14 protein-coding genes and 1 pseudogene are annotated in these 19,781 nt (G+C 35.7%); 8 read left to right on the top strand and 7 right to left on the bottom strand.

Features of this window, described 5'->3' with window-relative positions; all coding sequences use genetic code 11:
• Nucleotides 1-148 precede the first annotated feature (148 nt).
• The 5 genes and pseudogenes from RHO11_02470 to RHO11_02450 all read left to right on the top strand — a co-directional run bounded on the left by RHO11_02470 (nt 149) and on the right by RHO11_02450 (nt 3,286).
• Entirely contained in the window at nt 149-682 is a 534-nt protein-coding gene (locus RHO11_02470) for a hypothetical protein (GenBank protein WVD62011.1), read from the top strand.
• 29 nt (nt 683-711) lie between these two features.
• Nucleotides 712-1,236, top strand: a pseudogene (locus RHO11_02465) (GDSL-type esterase/lipase family protein).
• A gap of 2 nt (nt 1,237-1,238) precedes the next feature.
• Complete coding sequence (locus tag RHO11_02460) at nt 1,239-1,889, top strand: sugar O-acetyltransferase (GenBank protein ID WVD62010.1); 651 nt, start codon at nt 1,239-1,241, stop codon at nt 1,887-1,889.
• Nucleotides 1,890-2,150: 261 nt separating this feature from the next.
• Nucleotides 2,151-2,447 (top strand): transposase, encoded by a 297-nt coding sequence (locus RHO11_02455; protein ID WVD62009.1) that lies wholly within the window; start codon nt 2,151-2,153, stop codon nt 2,445-2,447.
• On the top strand, nt 2,444-3,286 hold the full coding sequence (locus RHO11_02450) for an IS3 family transposase (protein ID WVD62008.1): 843 nt from the start codon (nt 2,444-2,446) through the stop codon (nt 3,284-3,286). Before RHO11_02455 ends, RHO11_02450 begins: the two co-directional genes overlap by 4 nt.
• 305 nt (nt 3,287-3,591) lie before the next feature.
• Here the strand turns inward: RHO11_02450 and narI are convergent, their stop codons facing one another.
• Genes narI through RHO11_02425 form a run of 5 tightly spaced genes read right to left on the bottom strand, consistent with a single transcriptional unit; the run spans nt 3,592 to nt 11,591 of the window.
• Entirely contained in the window at nt 3,592-4,269 is a 678-nt protein-coding gene (gene narI, locus RHO11_02445) for a respiratory nitrate reductase subunit gamma (protein WVD62007.1), read from the bottom strand.
• Nucleotides 4,266-4,955 (bottom strand): nitrate reductase molybdenum cofactor assembly chaperone, encoded by a 690-nt coding sequence (gene narJ / locus RHO11_02440; protein WVD62006.1) that lies wholly within the window; start codon nt 4,953-4,955, stop codon nt 4,266-4,268. Before narJ ends, narI begins: the two co-directional genes overlap by 4 nt.
• Nucleotides 4,955-6,493, bottom strand: a complete 1,539-nt coding sequence (gene narH / locus RHO11_02435) for a nitrate reductase subunit beta (protein ID WVD62005.1) — start codon at nt 6,491-6,493, stop codon at nt 4,955-4,957. Before narH ends, narJ begins: the two co-directional genes overlap by 1 nt.
• Nucleotides 6,494-6,503: 10 nt before the next feature.
• A complete protein-coding gene (locus RHO11_02430) occupies nt 6,504-10,211 on the bottom strand; it encodes a nitrate reductase subunit alpha (protein ID WVD62004.1) in 3,708 nt (1,235 codons plus the stop codon).
• Between the two features lie 24 nt (nt 10,212-10,235).
• Complete coding sequence (locus RHO11_02425; GenBank protein ID WVD62003.1) at nt 10,236-11,591, bottom strand: NarK family nitrate/nitrite MFS transporter; 1,356 nt, start codon at nt 11,589-11,591, stop codon at nt 10,236-10,238.
• Between the two features lie 371 nt (nt 11,592-11,962).
• On the opposite strand from RHO11_02425, the gene RHO11_02420 reads away from it, so the two are divergent.
• Nucleotides 11,963-12,112, top strand: a complete 150-nt coding sequence (locus RHO11_02420) for a hypothetical protein (GenBank protein WVD62002.1) — start codon at nt 11,963-11,965, stop codon at nt 12,110-12,112.
• A gap of 139 nt (nt 12,113-12,251) precedes the next feature.
• Here RHO11_02420 and clcA read toward each other — a convergent pair whose 3' ends face one another.
• Together clcA and RHO11_02410 are read right to left on the bottom strand one after the other, a co-directional pair.
• The gene (clcA, locus tag RHO11_02415; GenBank protein WVD62001.1) at nt 12,252-13,640 is read right to left on the bottom strand and encodes a H(+)/Cl(-) exchange transporter ClcA; all 1,389 of its coding nucleotides are present in this window, start codon (nt 13,638-13,640) and stop codon (nt 12,252-12,254) included.
• 486 nt (nt 13,641-14,126) lie between these two features.
• On the bottom strand, nt 14,127-15,131 hold the full coding sequence (locus RHO11_02410; GenBank protein WVD62000.1) for a LacI family DNA-binding transcriptional regulator: 1,005 nt from the start codon (nt 15,129-15,131) through the stop codon (nt 14,127-14,129).
• A 691-nt stretch (nt 15,132-15,822) separates the two neighbouring features.
• Here RHO11_02410 and RHO11_02405 point away from each other — a divergent pair.
• Together RHO11_02405 and RHO11_02400 are read left to right on the top strand one after the other, a co-directional pair.
• Nucleotides 15,823-17,208 carry an NCS1 family transporter gene (locus RHO11_02405; protein ID WVD61999.1) on the top strand — a complete coding sequence of 462 codons (1,386 nt, stop codon included), beginning with the start codon at nt 15,823-15,825 and terminating at the stop codon, nt 17,206-17,208.
• 143 nt (nt 17,209-17,351) lie between these two features.
• Nucleotides 17,352-18,614 (top strand): MFS transporter, encoded by a 1,263-nt coding sequence (locus RHO11_02400; protein ID WVD61998.1) that lies wholly within the window; start codon nt 17,352-17,354, stop codon nt 18,612-18,614.
• Nucleotides 18,615-19,781: the final 1,167 nt, after the last annotated feature.

Below are 19,781 nucleotides of genomic sequence, written 5' to 3'. Positions count from 1 at the left end.
CGTTTATGTCTAATATTATAAGAAAGGGATTAAAAAAACTGCTATTTCATTAACGGCATGTGTATTAGCAACATCAGCCAGCCAAGCCGTTGAACATAGCTGGATTGGCTCTTGGGGAGCGAGTCCCGTTTTCCCTGTTGGTCAAGATATGAATCAAAATACAATTCGGCAGATGATTAAATTGAGCCAAGGCAGCAATAAAATTCGATTACGCTTCTCTAACGAAACGGGAACTCAGCCATTGGTCATTGGTGCGGTAACGGTGGCAAAACCAGGAAAACAAGCAGGTACTATCGAGCTTAATACTCTTAAGCCAGTTCTATTTGGTGGACAAACTCAGATTATCGTTCCTGCTGGCGCTCCTGCCATTTCAGATCCGGTTGATTTTGAGGTGAATGCTTTGGATGAGTTAACGATTAGCTTATATTTACTTCAACGTACGGGTTTAAGCGTTGTTCACCCTAACGGGGAGCAAACAGCTTGGATTGATTCTAATGGTAATACCACAGCTAACGAACAATTATCGAGTAACGCAGTAACATCTTCGATGCGGTTTTATCTTTCTCGTGTTGAAGTAGAAACTACCGAACCGAATAGTGGAACAATTGTTACGCTAGGTGATTCAATTATCGATGGTTATTTATCGGGTCTTAATATGAATCGTCGTTGGCCTGATTTTTAGCTAAACGACTCGCACAAAGCAACCTTAAGCATATTGGTGTGGTTAATGCGGGAATTAGTGGTAATCGTATTTTAAATGATTTACCGTCAGGACAAAATGGTCCGAGTTCACTTGCCCGTTTTGATCGTGATGTATTATCTGTTCCTAATGTACGTTGGGTTGTTATCATGCAGGGCATTAATGATATTGGCCATTCTGGATTTGATGGATTAGTTAAACAAGAAGTTACCGCAGAAGAGATCATCAACGGTTGGAAACAGCTAATCAGCCGCAGTCAAAGCCAAGGAATAAAGGTTTTTTGTGCAACTTTAACGCCATTTGAAGGTAAATTCCTCAATTTCTATAGTGAGGAAGGGGAGGTAAAACGGCAAACCATCAATTCATGGATTCGTTCTAATCGGGATTGTAATGCTATATTCGATTTTGATGCACTGCTTCGTGATGATAATAACCCTCAAAAATTAAAAAAAGAGTTTGATGGTGATGGTTTACATCCTTATGCTAACGGTTTAAAAGCCATGGCTGAATCAATCGATTTAACTTTATTTCAATAGGAATGCTTATGTCAGATTTTGATTACGAACAAATGTTAAAAGGTGAACTTTATTTAGCATCAGGGATTTCTGAAGTGAATCGTTCCGTTCACGGTAAAAAGCTAGCTCAACAAATTAATCAATTACCGATTGATGATACGGCAACGATTGTTAAATTAGAGAAACAGCTGCTCGGTGGGCATGGCGAACATCTTTATATGAATCCACCTATCCATGTTGATTATGGTAAACATATTTATGTTGGGGAGAATTTTTATTGCAATATGGAGTGCATTTTCCTCGATGTGAATACCATCACCTTTGGAGATAATGTATTAGTCGGGCCTAGAGCTGGATTTTATACTGCAGGCCATCCGATTGATCCCGAAGTGCGTAATACAGGTTTGGAGTTTGGTTTACCTATTACTATTGGTAATAACGTATGGATCGGGGCTAATGCTGTTATTTTACCCGGTATTACGATTGGCGATAATGTTATTGTAGCGGCTGGTAGTGTTGTCACTAAGTCGGTTGAAGCCAATAGCATTGTAGCCGGTAATCCTGCTAAATTGATACGTAAAGTCGATGCAACAGATACATTAAAGTGGCAGAAGTTAAAACAACACTATTTTGAGCAAAAAAAGAGAGATAAAGAGAGCCACAGAGATTACTGATAATCATATTTTTACTCAAATTATACTCTTATTTTTTTAATCTGCTTCTTCACATAGAAGCAGATTTCTCTTTTTTAAAATAAATTGTTATTCAATTGCCAAAATCTATTTCTAACCGATGTGTAACTATTTGTCTTATGCTATCGATTATCGTTCTCCTAATCACCTCAAGTATAGAAAATAAATCATGGATAGGCTACACTAATTCATACAGTTTTTTTAGGGGGTAAGGTAAACTTATCACTAAAAGAGGAAATAAATATGAATACAGTCAAACGACCTAGACGAACATTTAATGATGATTTTAAACAACAGATGGTTAATTTATATCAGCATGGTAAGTCACGTAGTGAGCTAATAGCCGAATATGATCTCACACCATCAGCATTAGATCGTTGGATTGCTCAAGCCACGCAAAGTGGTTCATTCAAAACAAAAGATAATCGTAGCCTAGAGGAGCAGGAATTAATTGCTCTACGCAAAGAGCTTAAGCAGCTTCGTATGGAAAACGATATCCTAAAGCAAGCCGCACTGATAATGGGACGAAAATCGCAGTGATCCAAGCTTGCCGACATCGCTACTCGTTGCAGTGGTTATGTAGATGCTTAGGTATATCAAGGCATTATTTTTATTATCAGTGCAAAAAAAATGCGTATCAAAGAAGATTAAAATACGCCCAACAGATCTTAACGATTTTTAATGGTAGTTATCAGTCTTACGGAACAAGAAGAATACGGCAAGCACTGTTAACTGAAGGGATAAGCGTCTCTCGTCGTTATGTTGCAAAAGTGATGAAATCATTATCGCTAAAGTCAAAATACACCCAAAAATGTTACAAAAACAATAACAAAAACGTTAATTCCGTTACTATAAATAATGTATTGCAACGAAATTTTACAGTAGGAATGAAAGCCACCGTGATTGTTGCTGATTTGACTTATATAAAGGTCGGTAAAAAATGGAATTACCTTTGCGTATTACTTGATCTTTCAGCACGAAAAATCGCAGGCTATCGTGTTGGACAACATAAAACAGCAGAGCTTGTTATGTCAGCATTAAGCCAAATTAAAGCGCCTTTATCGTCAATTGCGTTATTTCATTCCGATAGAGGAAAAGAATTTGATAATCAATTGCTTGATGGATGTTTTGACCTGTTTGGGATCACCCGTTCACTAAGCAATAAGGGATGTCCTTACGATAATGCCGTGTCAGAAGCAACATTTAAGACAATTAAAACTGAGTTTGTAAAAAATACAACGTTTAGCAATACTAGGGAGCTACAACAGCGTTTCTCTGCTTATGCGTATTGGTATAATTATAAACGATTACATTCGTCATTGGGATATATGACGCCTGTTGCATTTAATAAACAGCTCCCCCTTAATTTAGTTGTATGAAAATGTGTAGACATTCCATATTATTTGAGTTTACTTGTATTTTTATACTAGAATCACACATTACAGCAAAAAAATAACGAAATCTTTATCATCATGACTATTATCTCGTTTAAAACTAGCTAAATATCATTAAATAGAGGAATAGGTGTTATTTTATCTAGTCGAAGGGAAGCGGTGATGTAACGCTTATCTAACAATAAGCAATTCGCAATATGATAAGTTGTTTAAGATTAAATTGATAACTAAGCTTTAATCCTTATATCGGTTTAAAGCTTAGTTAGATTCGTAATACTTATTAATTGTTACTATCGTCTAACGCGTACGATTTGGTAACAACGTGTTAGGTAACCAATTGGTGCACTCCAGACGTGAACCAAACGTGTAAATGGAAAAATCAAGAATATTGTCATACCTAAAATAATATGTGCTTTATAGATATGTGATACACCGTCTAAATGATGACTTGCCCCAAATTGGAATGTCGCAATATCTTGACACCATTCAGCCAAAGACATCATCACTTGTCCATCTAAATGATGTGATGAGACAACAATTGTTGATAAGCCTAAGCACACTTGGATAACTAAAATAGTAATAACTAAAATATCTGCTTTAGTTGAAGTCGCTCGAACTCGTGGATTAAATAGACGACGTAAAAATAGAGTACCACCACCAATTAATACCATCACACCACAGATCCCGCCGACAATCATCGCTAATAACTGTTTATGTGGTGCTGAAATAAAAGGTTCATAGATCCAGTGTGGTGTAAGTAATCCTACAACATGACCCAGAAAAATCCCAATAATCCCAATATGGAAAAGGTTTGATGCCCAGCGCATCTTATTTTTACTTAATAGTTGACTTGATTGAGCTCGCCACGTGTATTGACCGTAATCATAACGTAGCAAACTGCCAACGATAAAGACAACGGTTACAATGTAGGGATAAAAATCAAAAAAGAATGAATTTATAAAACTCATGATTGGCTCCTTCTGTCTGCACCCACATTGACATAATATGTTGCGTTATTCGCTTGGGGTTTATTGTTGATTGCAGATGTTTCAAAACGGACTTGTTCTTCTTGCCAGATTTGATCTAGCTTTTCATTAGTCGTTTCAGACTGTTCTTGTGATACTTTCTCTTTCAACGCTTGGTCATTAAAACTATGTCCAGACAATTGGTATAAGATATTAAATAATGCAGCAAAGCGACTCTCTTTTTTCTCCAAACGAAACATGAGTAAACGTAGGATTGGAGCGATATCTACAAGCTGTTTTTGACGTTGTTCTGCCGGTAATACAGATAAATACTCGAGAAAAATAGGCAAATAATCAGGCAACTGTTTAGTTGCGATTTCAATACCTTGTTCTGCATACTGTGCCATCAGATCAACCATAGCTTGACCGCGTTCACGGGAGTCACCGTAAACGTGTTCAAAAAGTAGTAAAGAGGTGGTATAACCCGCATCAAATGTTTGATAATACTCTGATTGAGCTTCAATTAATGATAATGATAAATAATCATTAACAAATTGGCTTAATGATGTTTGCTGCCCATGGGTTAATTCATCACTACTTGCAATTAAAGCTAAACACTCATCTTTGGCTTGCCACAATGAGGTGGAAGGGTAGTCCAATAGATAAGCACTCATTTTATAAATGCTCATTACTCTTTCCCCTTTAATTGATCAATAACATCAATTCGTTGTGCATTAAATAGGTTAAATTTACTATCACTACCGCTGCATCCGTCACCAAAACTGAAACCACAGTTACCTTGTTCAAGGAAAGCTGGATTTTTTAAGGACGCTTTTAGCTCAGAATGATGGCTTGGCACAACAAAACGATCTTCATAGTTAGCAATAGCTAAATAACGATACATCTCTTGTATTTGCGCTTCACTTAAACCTACTTCATCAAGAATGTGTTGATGTTTTACCCCTTCAACGCTTTCGCCACGTTTAAATGCACGCATAGCCATCATTCGTTTTAGCGCCTTACGAATTGGTTTTTCATCACCGGCAGTCAGTAAATTAGCCAGATATTGAACAGGAATACGTAATTGATCGACATCAGGCAAAATACCGTGTTGATCAAGTGTTTCTTGTCCTAAATTCGCTTGAATTGGCGAGAGTGGTGGAACATACCATACCATTGGTAGTGTTCGGTATTCTGGATGTAGTGGTAACGCTAATTGCCATTCAATTGCTAATTTATATACAGGCGATTTTTGTGCTGCATCGATAATGCTTTGTTCTACACCATCAGCTAAAGCTTGTGCAATAATTTTAGGATCGTTTGGATCTAGAAAAATAGATAGCTGTTGTTGATAGAGATCTTTGGTATCTTCCGTTGATGCCGCCTCTTTAATGCGATCTGCATCATAAAGGATAACACCAAGATAACGAATTCGGCCAACACACGTTTCCGAACAGACCGTTGGCATTCCTGCTTCAATTCGTGGGTAACAGAAAATACATTTTTCAGATTTACCACTTTTCCAGTTGAAATAGATTTTTTTGTATGGGCAACCAGATACACACATACGCCAACCGCGACATTTATCTTGGTCGATTAATACAATGCCATCTTCATCACGTTTATAAATGGCACCACTTGGGCAAGATGCAACACAGGCAGGATTTAAGCAGTGTTCACACAGACGCGGTAAATAAGCTAAAAAGGTATTCTCAAACTCACCATAAATCTGTTTTTCCATCTGTTGGAAATTGTAATCTTTACTACGTTTACTAAATTCTCCGCCTAAATCATCTTCCCAGTTTGGACCAGCAATGATTTTATTAATCTTTAAACCGGTAATTTTTGAGATAGGTCTTGCTGTTGGCAATGCTTTAACATCAGCAGCCTTTTGTAGATTTTGGTAATCAAAATCAAACGGCTCATAATAATCATCAATTTCAGGCAGATTAGGGTTGGCAAAGATGCCAGACAATAAGCCAACTTTGCTACCTGCTTTTAATTGCAATTTACCTTTTTTATTCAGCGTCCAACCACCTTTCCAACGCTCTTGGTTTTCCCACTCAACAGGAAAACCAACACCCGGTTTACTTTCAACATTATTGAACCAAGCGTATTCAACACCCGGTCGGTTAGTCCACACATTTTTACAAGTCACTGAGCAAGTATGGCAGCCAATGCATTTGTCTAAATTGAGCACCATACCAATTTGTGCACGTATTTTCATCTTTTACCTCCTACTTCTCATCTAACCAATCGACATTTGCCATTTTTCTAACCATAACGAATTCATCTCGGTTAGAACCAACGGTGCCATAGTAATTAAAGCCGTAAGCTTGTTGAACGTAACCCCCAATCATATGGGTTGGTTTTGGATAGACACGAGTTACTGAATTATGTATTCCACCACGTTGTCCAGTAATTTCTGAACTCGGTAGGTTAATCAAACGTTCTTGAGCGTGATACATCACAATCATGCCAACAGGGATACGCTGACTGACGATAGCGCGTGCCGTTAAGGCCCCATTGCTGTTAAATGCTTCTACCCAGTCGTTATCTGCAATGTTTAACGTTTTAGCATCATCTTCACTTAACCAAACAATCGGCCCACCACGAGATAGGGTTAGCATCATTAAGTTATCACTATAAGTTGAGTGAATACCCCATTTTTGGTGTGGTGTGATGAAGTTTAGCGCCAACTCTGGATTACCATTGGATTGATAATCTTGCATCACCTCAATCGAGCGACTATTTACTGGTGGACGATAGACTAATAGACTTTCACCAAAATCACGCATCCATTGATGATCTTGATAAAGTTGTTGACGACCTGAAATCGTACGCCATGGAATTAACTCATGCACATTAGTATAGCATGCATTGTAAGAGACATGTTCATCTTCAAGACCTGACCAAGTCGGGCTAGAGATGATTTTTCTTGGTTGTGATTGTAGATCACGGAAGCGAATTTTTTCATCTTCTTTGTTTAGTGCAAGATGAGTATGATCTCTCCCTGTTATTTTGCCTAGCGCTTGCCATGCTTTTACCGCAACTTGACCGTTGGTTTCAGGTGCTAATGATAGAATCATCTCAGCAGCATCAATGGCTGTATCAATTTTTGCTTGGCCATTTGCTTGTGTACCATTTAACGCTTTTAAGAACTCAACTTCTATCTCGGTATTCCAGCCGATTCCTTTACCACCATTGCCTAATTTTTCCAATAATGGACCAATTGAGGTAAAGCGTTGATAGGTTTCTGGGTAATTACGCTCAACTTTAATTAAGTGTGGGGCAGTTTTACCAGGAATCAGGTCACATTCACCTTTTAACCAATCTTTAACATCATAAGGTTGACCTAATTCTGCTGCCGAGTCATGTTGAATTGGTAAGCTGACAATATCTGTTTCAACACCTAAATGACCATCACAAAGATGTGAAAACTCTTTCGCTAGCCCTTTATAGATTTCCCAGTCACTTTTTGCTTCCCAAGCTGGATCAACTGCTGCAGAAAGAGGGTGAATAAAAGGGTGCATATCCGAGGTGTTAAGGTCATCTTTCTCATACCATGTTGCAGTTGGTAGTACGATATCTGAGAATAGGCAAGTACTCGACATTCTGAAGTCCATTGTCACAACCAGATCGAGTTTGCCTGTTAATGGCTGATCTTGCCACTCTAATTCCGTTGGTTTAACAAGACCTTGTTTACCTAAATCAGTATTTTGTAAGCCATTTTCAGTACCTAGTAAATAGTTAAGTAAATACTCATGACCCTTACCCGATGAACCTAATAAGTTTGAACGCCAGATAAACATTTGACGAGGATGACAACGATCGTTATCAGGAGATTGTGAAGCGAACTTAATATCACCTTGTTTTAAACCATTCACCGTATAGCTAATTGGATCTTGATTTTGCGCTTGTGCTTGCTGGTTAATTTTAAGCGGGTTAACATTCAATTGCGGGGAAGAGGGTAACCAACCTAAACGTTCAGCTTTAATATTAAAATCAATCAAACTATCGCTATATTTATCAGTGTCAGCTAATGGTGATAATAACCCTTTGGCTGAAACCGTTTCATGACGCCATTGACTTGAGTGATTATAGAAGAAAGAGGTACTGTTCATGTGTCTAGGTGGACGTTGCCAGTCTAAAGCAAATGCTAATGGCGTCCACCCTGTTTGTGGACGTAATTTCTCTTGTCCAACATAATGTGCCCAGCCACCACCAGATTGACCGACACAACCACAAAATACCAACATATTGATTAAACCACGGTAATTCATATCCATATGGAACCAGTGATTTAGACCAGCACCAACAATAATCATCGAACGACCATGCGTTTTATCAGCGTTATTTGCAAATTCTCTGGCAATAGTAATCGTACGTTGTTGATTTACACCTGTAATCTTTTCAGCCCAAGCTGGCGTGTAGGCTTTAATCTCACTATAGTCACTTGCTGCATTGCTATCATTAAGACCTCGCTCAATACCATAGTTAGCTAAAGTTAAATCGTGTACAGTGGTAACATAAGCTTGTTCGCCATTTGCTAAGGTAATCGATTTAACTGGTAGTTTATGATAAAGCACGCTCTCTAATGGAATATTTTTGAAATGTTGTCGTTCCTCACTGGCAAAGTAAGGGAAACCAACTTCAATAACATCATCATGATGATTTAATAAGCTAAGTTGTAAAGAGACATCAGTCTGATTTAATCCCTCTTTTGCTTCTAAATTCCATTTACCTTCTTCACCCCAACGGAAACCAGCTGAACCTTGTGGTGCAACTAATGTTTGAGTGGTTTCATCAATAGCAACCGTTTTCCATTCTGGATTGTTGGTTTGTCCCAGTTGATCAACTAAATCATCAGCACGTAGTAGGCGACCTGCAACATATTTACCATTTTGTTGTTTTTCTAATTTAACTAACATTGGAAAATCGGTGTAACGACGTGCATAGTTTAAGAAATAGTCAGATGGTTTTTCGACATAAAACTCTTTTAAAATAACATGTCCCATCGCCAGAGCTAATGCACTATCGGTACCTTGCTGTGGTGCTAACCACTCATCAGCGAATTTAGATACTTCTGCATAATCAGGGCAAATCGCAACGGTTTTAGTCCCTTTATATCTGACTTCTGTAAAGAAGTGAGCATCAGGTGTTCGTGTTTGTGGAATATTTGATCCCCAAGCGATGATATAAGATGAGTTATACCAATCAGCTGATTCAGGAACGTCAGTTTGTTCTCCCCAAACCATTGGCGATGCAGGTGGTAAGTCACAGTACCAATCATAAAATGATAAACAAGCACCACCGATTAATGATAAATAACGTGCACCAGCCGCATAAGAGACCATTGACATTGCTGGAATAGGTGAGAATCCTGCGATACGATCTGGACCATACTCTTTAATGGTATAGATATTTGAAGCAGCAATTAGCTCATTAACTTCTTGCCATGAGGCACGGACAAAGTCACCTTTACCACGTTTAGTTTTATAAGATTTGCTTTTTTCAACATCATTAACAATAGCTTGCCATGCATCAACCGGATCTTGATGCTGTTTTTTGGCTTCATGCCATAAAGATAACAGTTGTTTACGAATTAAAGGGTATTTAACACGGTTGGCACTATACAGATACCAAGAGTAACTTGCACCACGAGGACAACCTCGTGGTTCATGATTTGGTAGGTCTGGGCGCGTTCTTGGGTAATCTGTTTGCTGTGTTTCCCAAGTAACAAGACCATTTTTGACGTAAATCTTCCAGCTACACGATCCCGTACAGTTTACCCCGTGAGTAGAACGTACAATTTTATCATGTTGCCAACGCTTGCGATAAGCATCTTCCCAATCACGGTTAACTGATTCAGTTTTCCCATGACCATCAGAGAAGGTGCCTTTCGACTGTTTAAAAAATTTAAGATGATCAATAAATTTGCTCATAACATTGCTCCAATAAATTGATTTTTATTGCGCTTTATAATTTAGTTTCGTAATAAGTGCGCAGACAATATAAAAAATTAAAAATGCAATTAGTGCATAGCTTGCAGTACCAAATAGGGTCGTTGAAATACTAAACAGTTGTGGAATAATAAAACCACCCATTGCGCCAATTGCAGAGATAAAACCAAGTGCAGCTGCAGTCATTGTCACAGCATGTTTATTCGCTGCTTCATTCGTTGCTCCTGCTTTGATACTATCGCTAAAAATATGTTGTCTAAATACGACTGCAATCATTTGATATGTCGAACCACTACCGAAACCAGCGGTAAAAAAGAGTAGTAAAAATAGAACATAGAAACCTAAGAAGTTACCGTCAGTGCTCATGATGCCAGGTAGCATAATGAATGCACCAATAACAAATATAATCATTAGTAGATAGTTAACTAGCGTCATTCGAATACCATTAAATTTATCAGATAACATGCCACCTAATGGACGACCAATTGCTCCCACTAATGGGCCAGCAAAAACTAATAAACTGATATCTACATTTGGGAATTGAGTTTTACTTAGGATACCAAAACCAGCAGAGAAGCCGATAAATGAACCGAATGTTGCAAGGTATAGTAAACTTAACATCCACATAGTACCGTCTTTTAGTACTACGGCTTGTTCTTTAAATGATGCTTTTGAAGTTGATAAATCGTTCATCCCAACTAGTGCACAAACAGAAAAAATAATTAGGAAAGGAACCCAAATAAACGCTGCATTTTGAATCCAAATTGTGTTGCCGTTGGCTAACTGTTGTCCATCACCAATTAGCGCTGGTACAAAGATAATTAGAGCTGCTACAAGTTGAATAACACTTACACCCATATTACCAAGGCCGCCATTCAAGCCAAGCGCACCACCTTGTTGAGATTTCGGATAGAAGAAGCTAATATTGGCCATACTTGAGGCAAAATTAGCACCACCTAAACCACAAAGTAACGCAATAATAATAAATATAATATAAGGGGTATTAAGGTCTTGTACCGCATAGCCAAGCCAGATACAAGGAAGAACTAGAATAATCGTACTGAAAGTGGTCCATCTTCGTCCGCCAAATATCGGGATAACAAAAGAGTATGGTACTCGGAATAGTGCCCCAGATACTGAAGGGATAGCAACTAGCAGATAAAGCTGTTCTTTAGAAAAATTAAAACCGATCTCATTTAGATGAATTGAAATAATACTGAATAACATCCAAACGCAGAACCCTAGTAATAAACAGGGGATTGATATCCATAAATTACGATTAGCAATTTTTTTACCGGTTTGTTCCCAGAACTGTTGGTCATCGGGAATCCATTTTTCGATGACTTGTGTTGATTTACCCATGATTCTCTCCTTACTGACTATTTTTAAAATAAAACTAAATCACCATATAATTAATGCGCCTATTGTAGGGGCAATCGTTAAGAAAGTAAGTAGCCTTAAAGAGTTACTACTAAAGGGGTATAAGGGTTAGACGATTTATTTTATCGAGTTGGATTAGTCGTTATGCGTAGTGACAAAAGATAGACAATTTACCTTATTTTTTATTTTTTATTATTTATTATTACGTTGTCACATTATTTTATGAGAGGACTTATATAAATAATTAAAGATTAACACCAAAATTAAAATAAATTTACAAGATGTTAATTTGACAATATATTGATTCTATTAATATCATTGAGTTATAAATTAAGTATATGACGAGGAGCGTTATGATGAGCAATAATAGTGATAATAAAGATACACTTAAAGATAAAATAAAGCATGAAGAGAAACAAGTCATTGAAGAGTTGAAAGAGATTAAGGAAGATTTTAAAGAAGCAGAAAAAATCTTTGAAGAACATCCACCATCACTTCAATAAGGCTGAATGAAAACGAGTTAACGATGCTGTCACTAGATTTTGTATATAGAAGAGGATCGTTAACTCAAAAGTGACACTCTATATCATCGACACAACACATATTGTCCTGATAAATAGACGTTAATAGCTGGAGCCTATTTTATGGCTCCTCTTTTTTTTGATATTCACGTTTTGTAGCTCTTAACAAGATTCCATCTAGTATTTGAGAATAGAGTGGTTTTCCACCAAGCATTTGCGCCATTAATGTTGAACCTAAGCAAGTAATAATCATCGGCAAAATGAGTTGATAATTATCTGTCATTTCCATGACCAGTACGATCCCAGTTAAGGGAGCTCGAATTGTTGAAGCAAATAATGCCCCCATCCCGATAATCGCACATGCACCTAATTCAATTTGATAATTAGGTAAGAGATCTTGCATTACCATCCCAAATACAACACCAAAAACGGTCCCTAACGCTAAAGTCGGTGCAAAAATTCCCCCTGGAGCGCCTGAACTAAAACAGATCATAGAACCAAGAAAGCGCAGAATAAAGATAATGAATAGTCCACTGAAAAGATAATGTCCCGAAACAGCATCGGTAATAAATGCAAAACCGCCTCCCGTCAAATAAGGAGCGGTTAAAGTTAATATACCAAATAAACCACCAAGCAGAGTACCCGTTAAGACAAAGTTAGTCGGCTTTCGTTGATAAAATTGGCGAAAATAGTTTTGGCATGTCAAAATACCTTTATTTGAAATCACACCAATAATACCAAATAGACCACCTAAAAAGAGATAGAGCCAGAGTGATTTGACGGGAACAGCCTTAAAATAGCCAATATCAAAAATAGGTTTAGCGTCAATTAAACACTGATAGACGACGCTGGCCATGATGACTCCAACTAAAATGGCTTTAATTGAAGTAAGATTGTATCGAAATTGTGGACGCATCTCCTCAATAATAAATAAAATACCAGCTAAGGGCGCATTGAATGCTGCTGTTACTCCTGCTGCCGCACCAACGGCAATAAAGGTATGCTGGTATTCATTACCTCTAACATGAAAAAAGTCAGCCACCATTTTGCCTAAGTTACCACCGATCTGCACAGTAGGGCCTTCTCGTCCTAAAATCATGCCTGAGCCTAATGCGCCCAAACCACCAATAAATTTAACGGGTAATACTCGTTTCCAGCGAACGGGTCTTAAATTAGCTAAAGCACCCTCGATTTCAGGGATCCCCGAACCTCCGGATTCTGGGGCAAAACGTTGTACTAAAAAATAGGCAAAACTAGCTAATAAACCAGATACGATAAAACCAAGAATAATTTGTAGGTAAATAGAGCTGACAAAATCCGTTGTAATATAAATACGTAGTGCAATGACCCATTGAACTGAATATTGAAATGCAACACCGACAAAGCCGGTTAATGAACCAATAATTGCTGCTGCAATTAATACAATAATAGGGGCGCGTTCTTGCATAGAGCGAACTTTATGATAAAAATACAGGCGTTTTTTCAGCAAGGCATATCGCTTAATATCCATAGATGATCCGTATAAACTAAAATCCAGTATTAACTGGATACTCAAAATAACAAACGTTATGTGGTTTAAGCAATGAGTTTTTTATTATTTTTATCAATATCGAGAATTTTAATGTATTGTCATTGTTATACAAAGAACAACAGACATTATATTTATTCGGTTGCTTAATTTTAATAATAAGACTCGCGAATCTCACATAATCGATATTAATTTCAGCACTATTCTACCAAGATAATTGTTGCTAATTTTGATTCACGTTTATCATCTACGATTTTCTTAATTGGTTTTAAAATTTCAAGTTCAGTGGGTGTGATTATCTTATCATCACCAGTGGGCAAGTTATTTGATCTATTAGGTTATCATTCAACATTCTATGTATTGGCCTAAATTGTGGTGACCGCGCTCATTATTTCCGCATTTACATTAAGTAATAAAAAGTCTGTATTAGCACCTAGCTGTTAGGACTAATCATGCTTAACAAATAGATTAAATAGAATCTCGCTTTAAAAATGGAGATTCTATTTTTATTATCGTTTTACTCTGTTCATTATTAATAATATGTAATGCAGCACGCTGGCCAATTTCATAGTGTGGTAGTTGTACAGTGGTTAAAGCTGGTGAGAATAGATCACCAACCCCAGCCATATTATCATAGCCTAACACTGCGACATCACTTGGAATATGAAATCCCCGTGATAATAACTCCTGATAAACGACAAAAGCAACGCGATCATTACCACAGATAATAATGTCAAAATTTGGCTTTGTTGTGCAGTGTTTATCAATAATTGAAATTACTTCAAGGTAGTTAAGCTCTGTTTGATCTTTTTCACGTTTTAAATGATAAGTTGTTAAATCATTCAACTCATAACCTGATTCTAACCACGCTTTTTCAACAGCTTTTCTACGAATCTCACCAGCTAATGATGTTTTTGATAAATAGATACATAATGGTTTTTTATAACCTTTTTCTATTACTTTTTTCATCGCAATATATTGCCCTTGAAAATCATCAGGAATATAGCAGGGAATATTGCCATTATCATTCAGGCAATTAGCGAGTACGATATTTTGTTGTAATAGTTTTTCTGGGATCGTGATCTTACGTAATCCCATACTGGTATAAATAATACCTTTTGGTCGATAAGATAGTAAAGTATCAACAGCTTCATTAAGATTAGTGGTATCAAATAGATTAATTGTGAAAGTGATCCAATTATGGGATTGAGCCGTTTTTTCAATTGCTTGTAAAATCTCAACAGAAAAGGGCGTTGTTGCTGTATCTAAAGCGAGCACACCAATGGTTAAAGGTGACGATTTATCGCCTCTCATTATTTTAGGTGAAATATGCGGAACATAATCCAACTGATTGATTGCATTATTAACTTTAAGTAATGTTTTTTCATTTAACTTATGTGGTTCATTAATAGCCCGAGAAACGGTCATGAGGGAAACATTGGCTAATTTTTCGACATCTTTTAATGAGGCCATATTTATTCACTAATTATGATAACATTTTTATTATTATTATCTTTTTATTACCTAGATTCAACTCACAAGTAAAATTTGCTGGTTTTAGACAATATACTGTTTCATTTTATTCTTATCAAACCCAAACCTATAATTATTCAACTTTAATTATGTCGTTTATAAATTCATATTATAGGTCTCTTTTATTCGCCTTATTGTATTAAGATAAACAAGCTATAGTCTGGATATTTTGATATAACCGAAAAAGTGATATTTATACCATAAGAAATGATAGTGAATAGGGCATTGCATCACAATAGTGATTTTATTGGTGCATCATTGAACCAATATGAGTCATTGTATTATTGGTGATTAAACTAAATAAATGAATCAATACATCGTATTATCATTGAGATAAGGTAATTTGGATAAGTATTAATTATAAATAGAGTTTATAAAATTTTTTCGTTTTATTATAAAAATGATATAAATTCAATTGGTTACTCTCTTTTTTTTATTATGAGTTAATAAACGGGATTGGCTACTTACAATATGATTATATTTGATGATATTACTTGAAACAGATTAATCAGTAAAATCAATAAACCATTGATGTTGGCATCATTATTGCAGTAAATTTCCACTACAACGATAAGTTAACCAAAGCTAAGCTATATAAGTTTTAATAGTTTTTTAATTTAGGAAAAGAGTTATGACAGATAACAATAATGCCAGCCTTTCTCAAGTGGAAACGTTAAAAATAGACAAATCATTGATGCCAAGAACCGAAAAACAGAGAAATGTTAGTCCGATTGCTTATGCCTTTATGTGGATTGGTGATGGTGTTAACCTTGGTAATATGACCTTGGGGGCTAGTTTAGTTGTTGCTGGGCTCGCAACCATGAATGTACTACAAACATTTTTTGCCGCAATTATTGCTATTCTCATTATCTCGGTTGTTTTTACGTTGAATGATCGCTTGGGCTATCGAACCGGTATTCCTTATGTTGTTCAGTTAAGAATGTCTTTTGGTATTAAAGGTTCAATCATTTCATCTTTGTTACGTGGTATCCCTGGTATCGTGTGGTATGGTTTTCAAAGTTGGATTGGTGCAACGGCATTAAATGAAATTATTAAGGTCTTATCTAGTGATACATTTGATAACATCTTTATCTGTTTTCTTATTTTACAATTTGTACAAATTGTCTTATCGCTATATGGTTTTCATGCTGTTAAATGGGTCGAAATCTTAATTTCGATTGTCATTTTATTAGCGCTTATCTATGTGTTTGTTCTATTAGTGATGAATCATCGAGACGTGATTGTTGAAAAATGGTTCCATACTGAAGGGACTTGGGGATTACCATTTTTTAGTTTTGTGATGATGTTTTTAGGGAATTATGCGGCGATTTTTTTAAGTGCGGCCGATTATTCACGAGAACTCAAACCAGGGATTAGTAACCGTAAAAGAGGGTTGCTCTATTTTATTCCTATCGTTATTGCTTATGGTTTTGTTCTAACAATTGGTGTCATGTTAGCATCAGCAACAGGTAACTCAAATCCAGTTAAAGCCTTTGCAATTGTTGTTGATAATCCTTATATTACCGTTGCAGTTTCTGCATTTATTGTATTAGGTGCAATTGCCGTTAATATGGTTGCCAATATTATCCCTCCTGCTTATGTGATAACGCTTTTAACTAAGGTAAAATATAAAGTAGCTGTTATTATTACAGGATTATTAGCCATTGCGTCATTTCCATGGGTTTTAGTACAAGACTCATCAGCTAAAGGTTTAGGTCTATTTATTTTAATCTATTCAGCCTTTTTAGGACCGATTGTCGCTATTTTATTGGTAGAATATTACATTTTACGTAAACAACGGGTTAATATAGCCGAGCTTTATGATGAAAAAGGGCCATTTGTGGGCTTTAATAAAGCGGCTGTTATTGCCATGTTAATCGGTGCGGGTGCCGCATTTTGTGAAGTCAGTTTATCTTGGGTAATTGGTTTTTTTGTGGGTGGAATTAGCTATATTATTTTGATGAAATATTCATTTAAAAGCTCACCTTTTCGTAAAGGAACAATATTTGATAAATAATAGCAAATAAAAATTGCATTATTCATTAATTTTATTGAGATTGAGTACTTCTATCTACATTAACCATTTAATGATGATTAAGTACTCTTTCACGGAAACTATATTAAATAGATAGAGTATTAGTTAATACGTTGAGCATATAAATGAAACTATCAAACAGTTCCAAACTCCTTTACTGGAAAAAACTTATTTTCATTCTCACCGCTGGTTGGATAATTATTTTTGCTTATCGAACCCTGTTAGTGCCAATTTATCCAGTTATTAGTCAATATTTTGGTGGAGTGACTAATGCCCAATTAGGGTATATCTCTAGTTGCTATTTTCTCGGTTACGTCTGTATGCAAATACCTTCAGGCCTATTAGTTGATAAAATAGGACGCAAGCAGATATTAATTCCGAGTTTTCTAATATTTGCACTTGGTGGTGCTATTGTTGCGTTATCCTCTTCGCTATTAATGGTGTATATGGGTAGCTTAATTGCCGGTATTGGTTGTGGTACATTTTATGGTGTAGCTTATTCATTTACCGCAAAATATGTCCCTGCAACACAAAAAAGTCTCGCGACAGCAATTGTTAATAGTGGCATCGCAATGGGAAGTAGTATTGGTCTTATCTCATCAAGTTTCTTGGTTGGACGAGGTATTTTACACTGGCAATATCTAATCGTAATTTTGATCATTTTTATATTAATTATGGTGTTTGTTTTTAAACGTTTTATTATGCCCGAAGAAAAATTGATCAATAACAAACAAGATAGTCAGTCGAGTTCGTCACCGCTTAGTATGAATACTGCTAATATTAGTTTATGGCGTTCTTTATCTCGTCCACCAATGATTGCGGCATATATTCTTTATTTTTCGACACTATATACCTATTACTTAATTGATACTTGGTTACCTAATTTTTTAGAAGTAGAAAAGGGTGTAGCCGCCACGTCAGTTGGGTTTATGTCGTCATTAGCTTTTTTCTCAGCAATACCTGGTGCACTATTTTTTAGTTATATTGCTGATGTTTTTTTCAAGAAAAAAATTCAGATTATTATTACGTTAGAAATTTTAGCTATGTTATGCTTATTCGTTGCGGTCTATAGCTCGAATACCAATATCGTCACTATCAGTATTATTGCTTATGGTTTTTTTGGTAAGTTAGTCGTGGAACCAATCATTATTGCCTGGTTTGGTCAGTTTGTTTCACTTAAACGTCTAGCGACAACTTATGGTGTATTTAACTTTTTTGGTATGTCTTCAGCCGTCATTGTTCCGTCATTAACCGGATATATCTCAGATATTATGCATAGTAAAAGTTATGCATTCTATTTAGGTATTACAATAACGTTAACGGGAACACTGGCCTTTTATATCATTACAAAACTCACTCATAACGTTAAAAATAACGCCACATCATAATAAAAAAATGCCATTCAAATAACGATGAATGGCATTTTTCTTATTTAAATAAACGAGCTTAATTTTTAAATAAAATTTTAAGATTTGGTCTTATAAACCAGTGAATGATAGGGTTTAAAGATAACCAAATAGATAGCGTAATTGTTACAACCGTGAGAATTACCGATAAAAATAAATTAACGTGAATATCCATTCTACCTAAACATTGTAATAGGATAAAACACACAATTGGATGTATTAAGTATATGCTTAAAGCGTTATTTGATATTTTTTGATATCGATTTGTCGATGGGGAGAAATAAATAATAATCGTACAAAGTATAATACTAATCCAGAAAGAAATAATATAGATAATAAATTCAAGTACCTTAATCATTATTAATTGCTCAATGTTTATTAGATAGTAAAAACCAAGAATAATTAAAAGACTGGTAACTAAAATAATATAAATATTAGACTGTCTTAATTTCAATATTATTTGATCATTGATTAAATAAGCAATAATGAAAAATGGAAAATAATGACAAAAATACCACAGAATAGATGCTTGAATTAAATAGGTTTCCATTAAAAAACTTATACATAAGACAATACATAATATATAAAATAGCCTGACTGGATGATTTTTTATTTGCAGAGGCAGTAGTAAAAAAATAGCTTGCCAAATAGGCACTGCTAAAAAAAACCAAACGCCATATTTAGGGAAAAAAAGGTAGTCTTTGAGATTCAGTTCATCTGAAAAGTAGAAAGGTATCGAATCTATCGTTTGAAATGTGAGATAGATGATTATTGACGAAAGCAGATTATAATACCAAGATCGCCATGTTATGTTTTTGGTCATAAAAGCAGTTATAAAAACAAACATCGGGATTAAGGTAAAATCAAAAAATTTTATTAATAATAAAAAATTAGCCTTATCACTTAAACTTAAGTAATAATTAAAAACGATAAAAGAGCTTAATATAAATTTTACTGTTGGCCAGTAGGGCTGATTACTCTTTTGGGATTTTATTATGGAGTTTATGTTACCTTGCACAAAGTATAAAATATCGTTTAATCCATCATAACTAGTTATTTAACATTTAATATCATGTTTGTCTAGCGCTACTTAGTAATATAGAAATGATTTAAATATTATCAATTTTAAAATGCAAAAACCTGCTAGAA

This window comes from Orbaceae bacterium BiB (genome assembly GCA_036251205.1).
Classification (GTDB): Bacteria; Pseudomonadota; Gammaproteobacteria; order Enterobacterales; family Orbaceae; genus Orbus; species Orbus mooreae.
Note: the sequence above shows the minus strand (reverse complement) of the source record. Positions and strands in the feature narration are given on the sequence as shown.

Excerpts from the sequence above, each read along its gene's own strand:
- RHO11_02405 (WVD61999.1), top strand. The coding sequence starts at position 15,823 with ATGACAGATAACAATAATGCCAGCCTTTCTCAAGTGGAAACGTTAAAA.
- RHO11_02420 (WVD62002.1), top strand. The coding sequence starts at position 11,963 with ATGATGAGCAATAATAGTGATAATAAAGATACACTTAAAGATAAAATA.
- RHO11_02410 (WVD62000.1), bottom strand. The coding sequence starts at position 15,131 with ATGGCCTCATTAAAAGATGTCGAAAAATTAGCCAATGTTTCCCTCATG.
- clcA (WVD62001.1), bottom strand. The coding sequence starts at position 13,640 with ATGGATATTAAGCGATATGCCTTGCTGAAAAAACGCCTGTATTTTTAT.
- narH (WVD62005.1), bottom strand. The coding sequence starts at position 6,493 with ATGAAAATACGTGCACAAATTGGTATGGTGCTCAATTTAGACAAATGC.
- RHO11_02470 (WVD62011.1), top strand. The coding sequence starts at position 149 with ATGAATCAAAATACAATTCGGCAGATGATTAAATTGAGCCAAGGCAGC.
- RHO11_02400 (WVD61998.1), top strand. The coding sequence starts at position 17,352 with ATGAAACTATCAAACAGTTCCAAACTCCTTTACTGGAAAAAACTTATT.
- RHO11_02460 (WVD62010.1), top strand. The coding sequence starts at position 1,239 with ATGCTTATGTCAGATTTTGATTACGAACAAATGTTAAAAGGTGAACTT.
- RHO11_02425 (WVD62003.1), bottom strand. The coding sequence starts at position 11,591 with ATGGGTAAATCAACACAAGTCATCGAAAAATGGATTCCCGATGACCAA.
- narJ (WVD62006.1), bottom strand. The coding sequence starts at position 4,955 with ATGAGCATTTATAAAATGAGTGCTTATCTATTGGACTACCCTTCCACC.
- RHO11_02430 (WVD62004.1), bottom strand. The coding sequence starts at position 10,211 with ATGAGCAAATTTATTGATCATCTTAAATTTTTTAAACAGTCGAAAGGC.
- narI (WVD62007.1), bottom strand. The coding sequence starts at position 4,269 with ATGAGTTTTATAAATTCATTCTTTTTTGATTTTTATCCCTACATTGTA.
- RHO11_02455 (WVD62009.1), top strand. The coding sequence starts at position 2,151 with ATGAATACAGTCAAACGACCTAGACGAACATTTAATGATGATTTTAAA.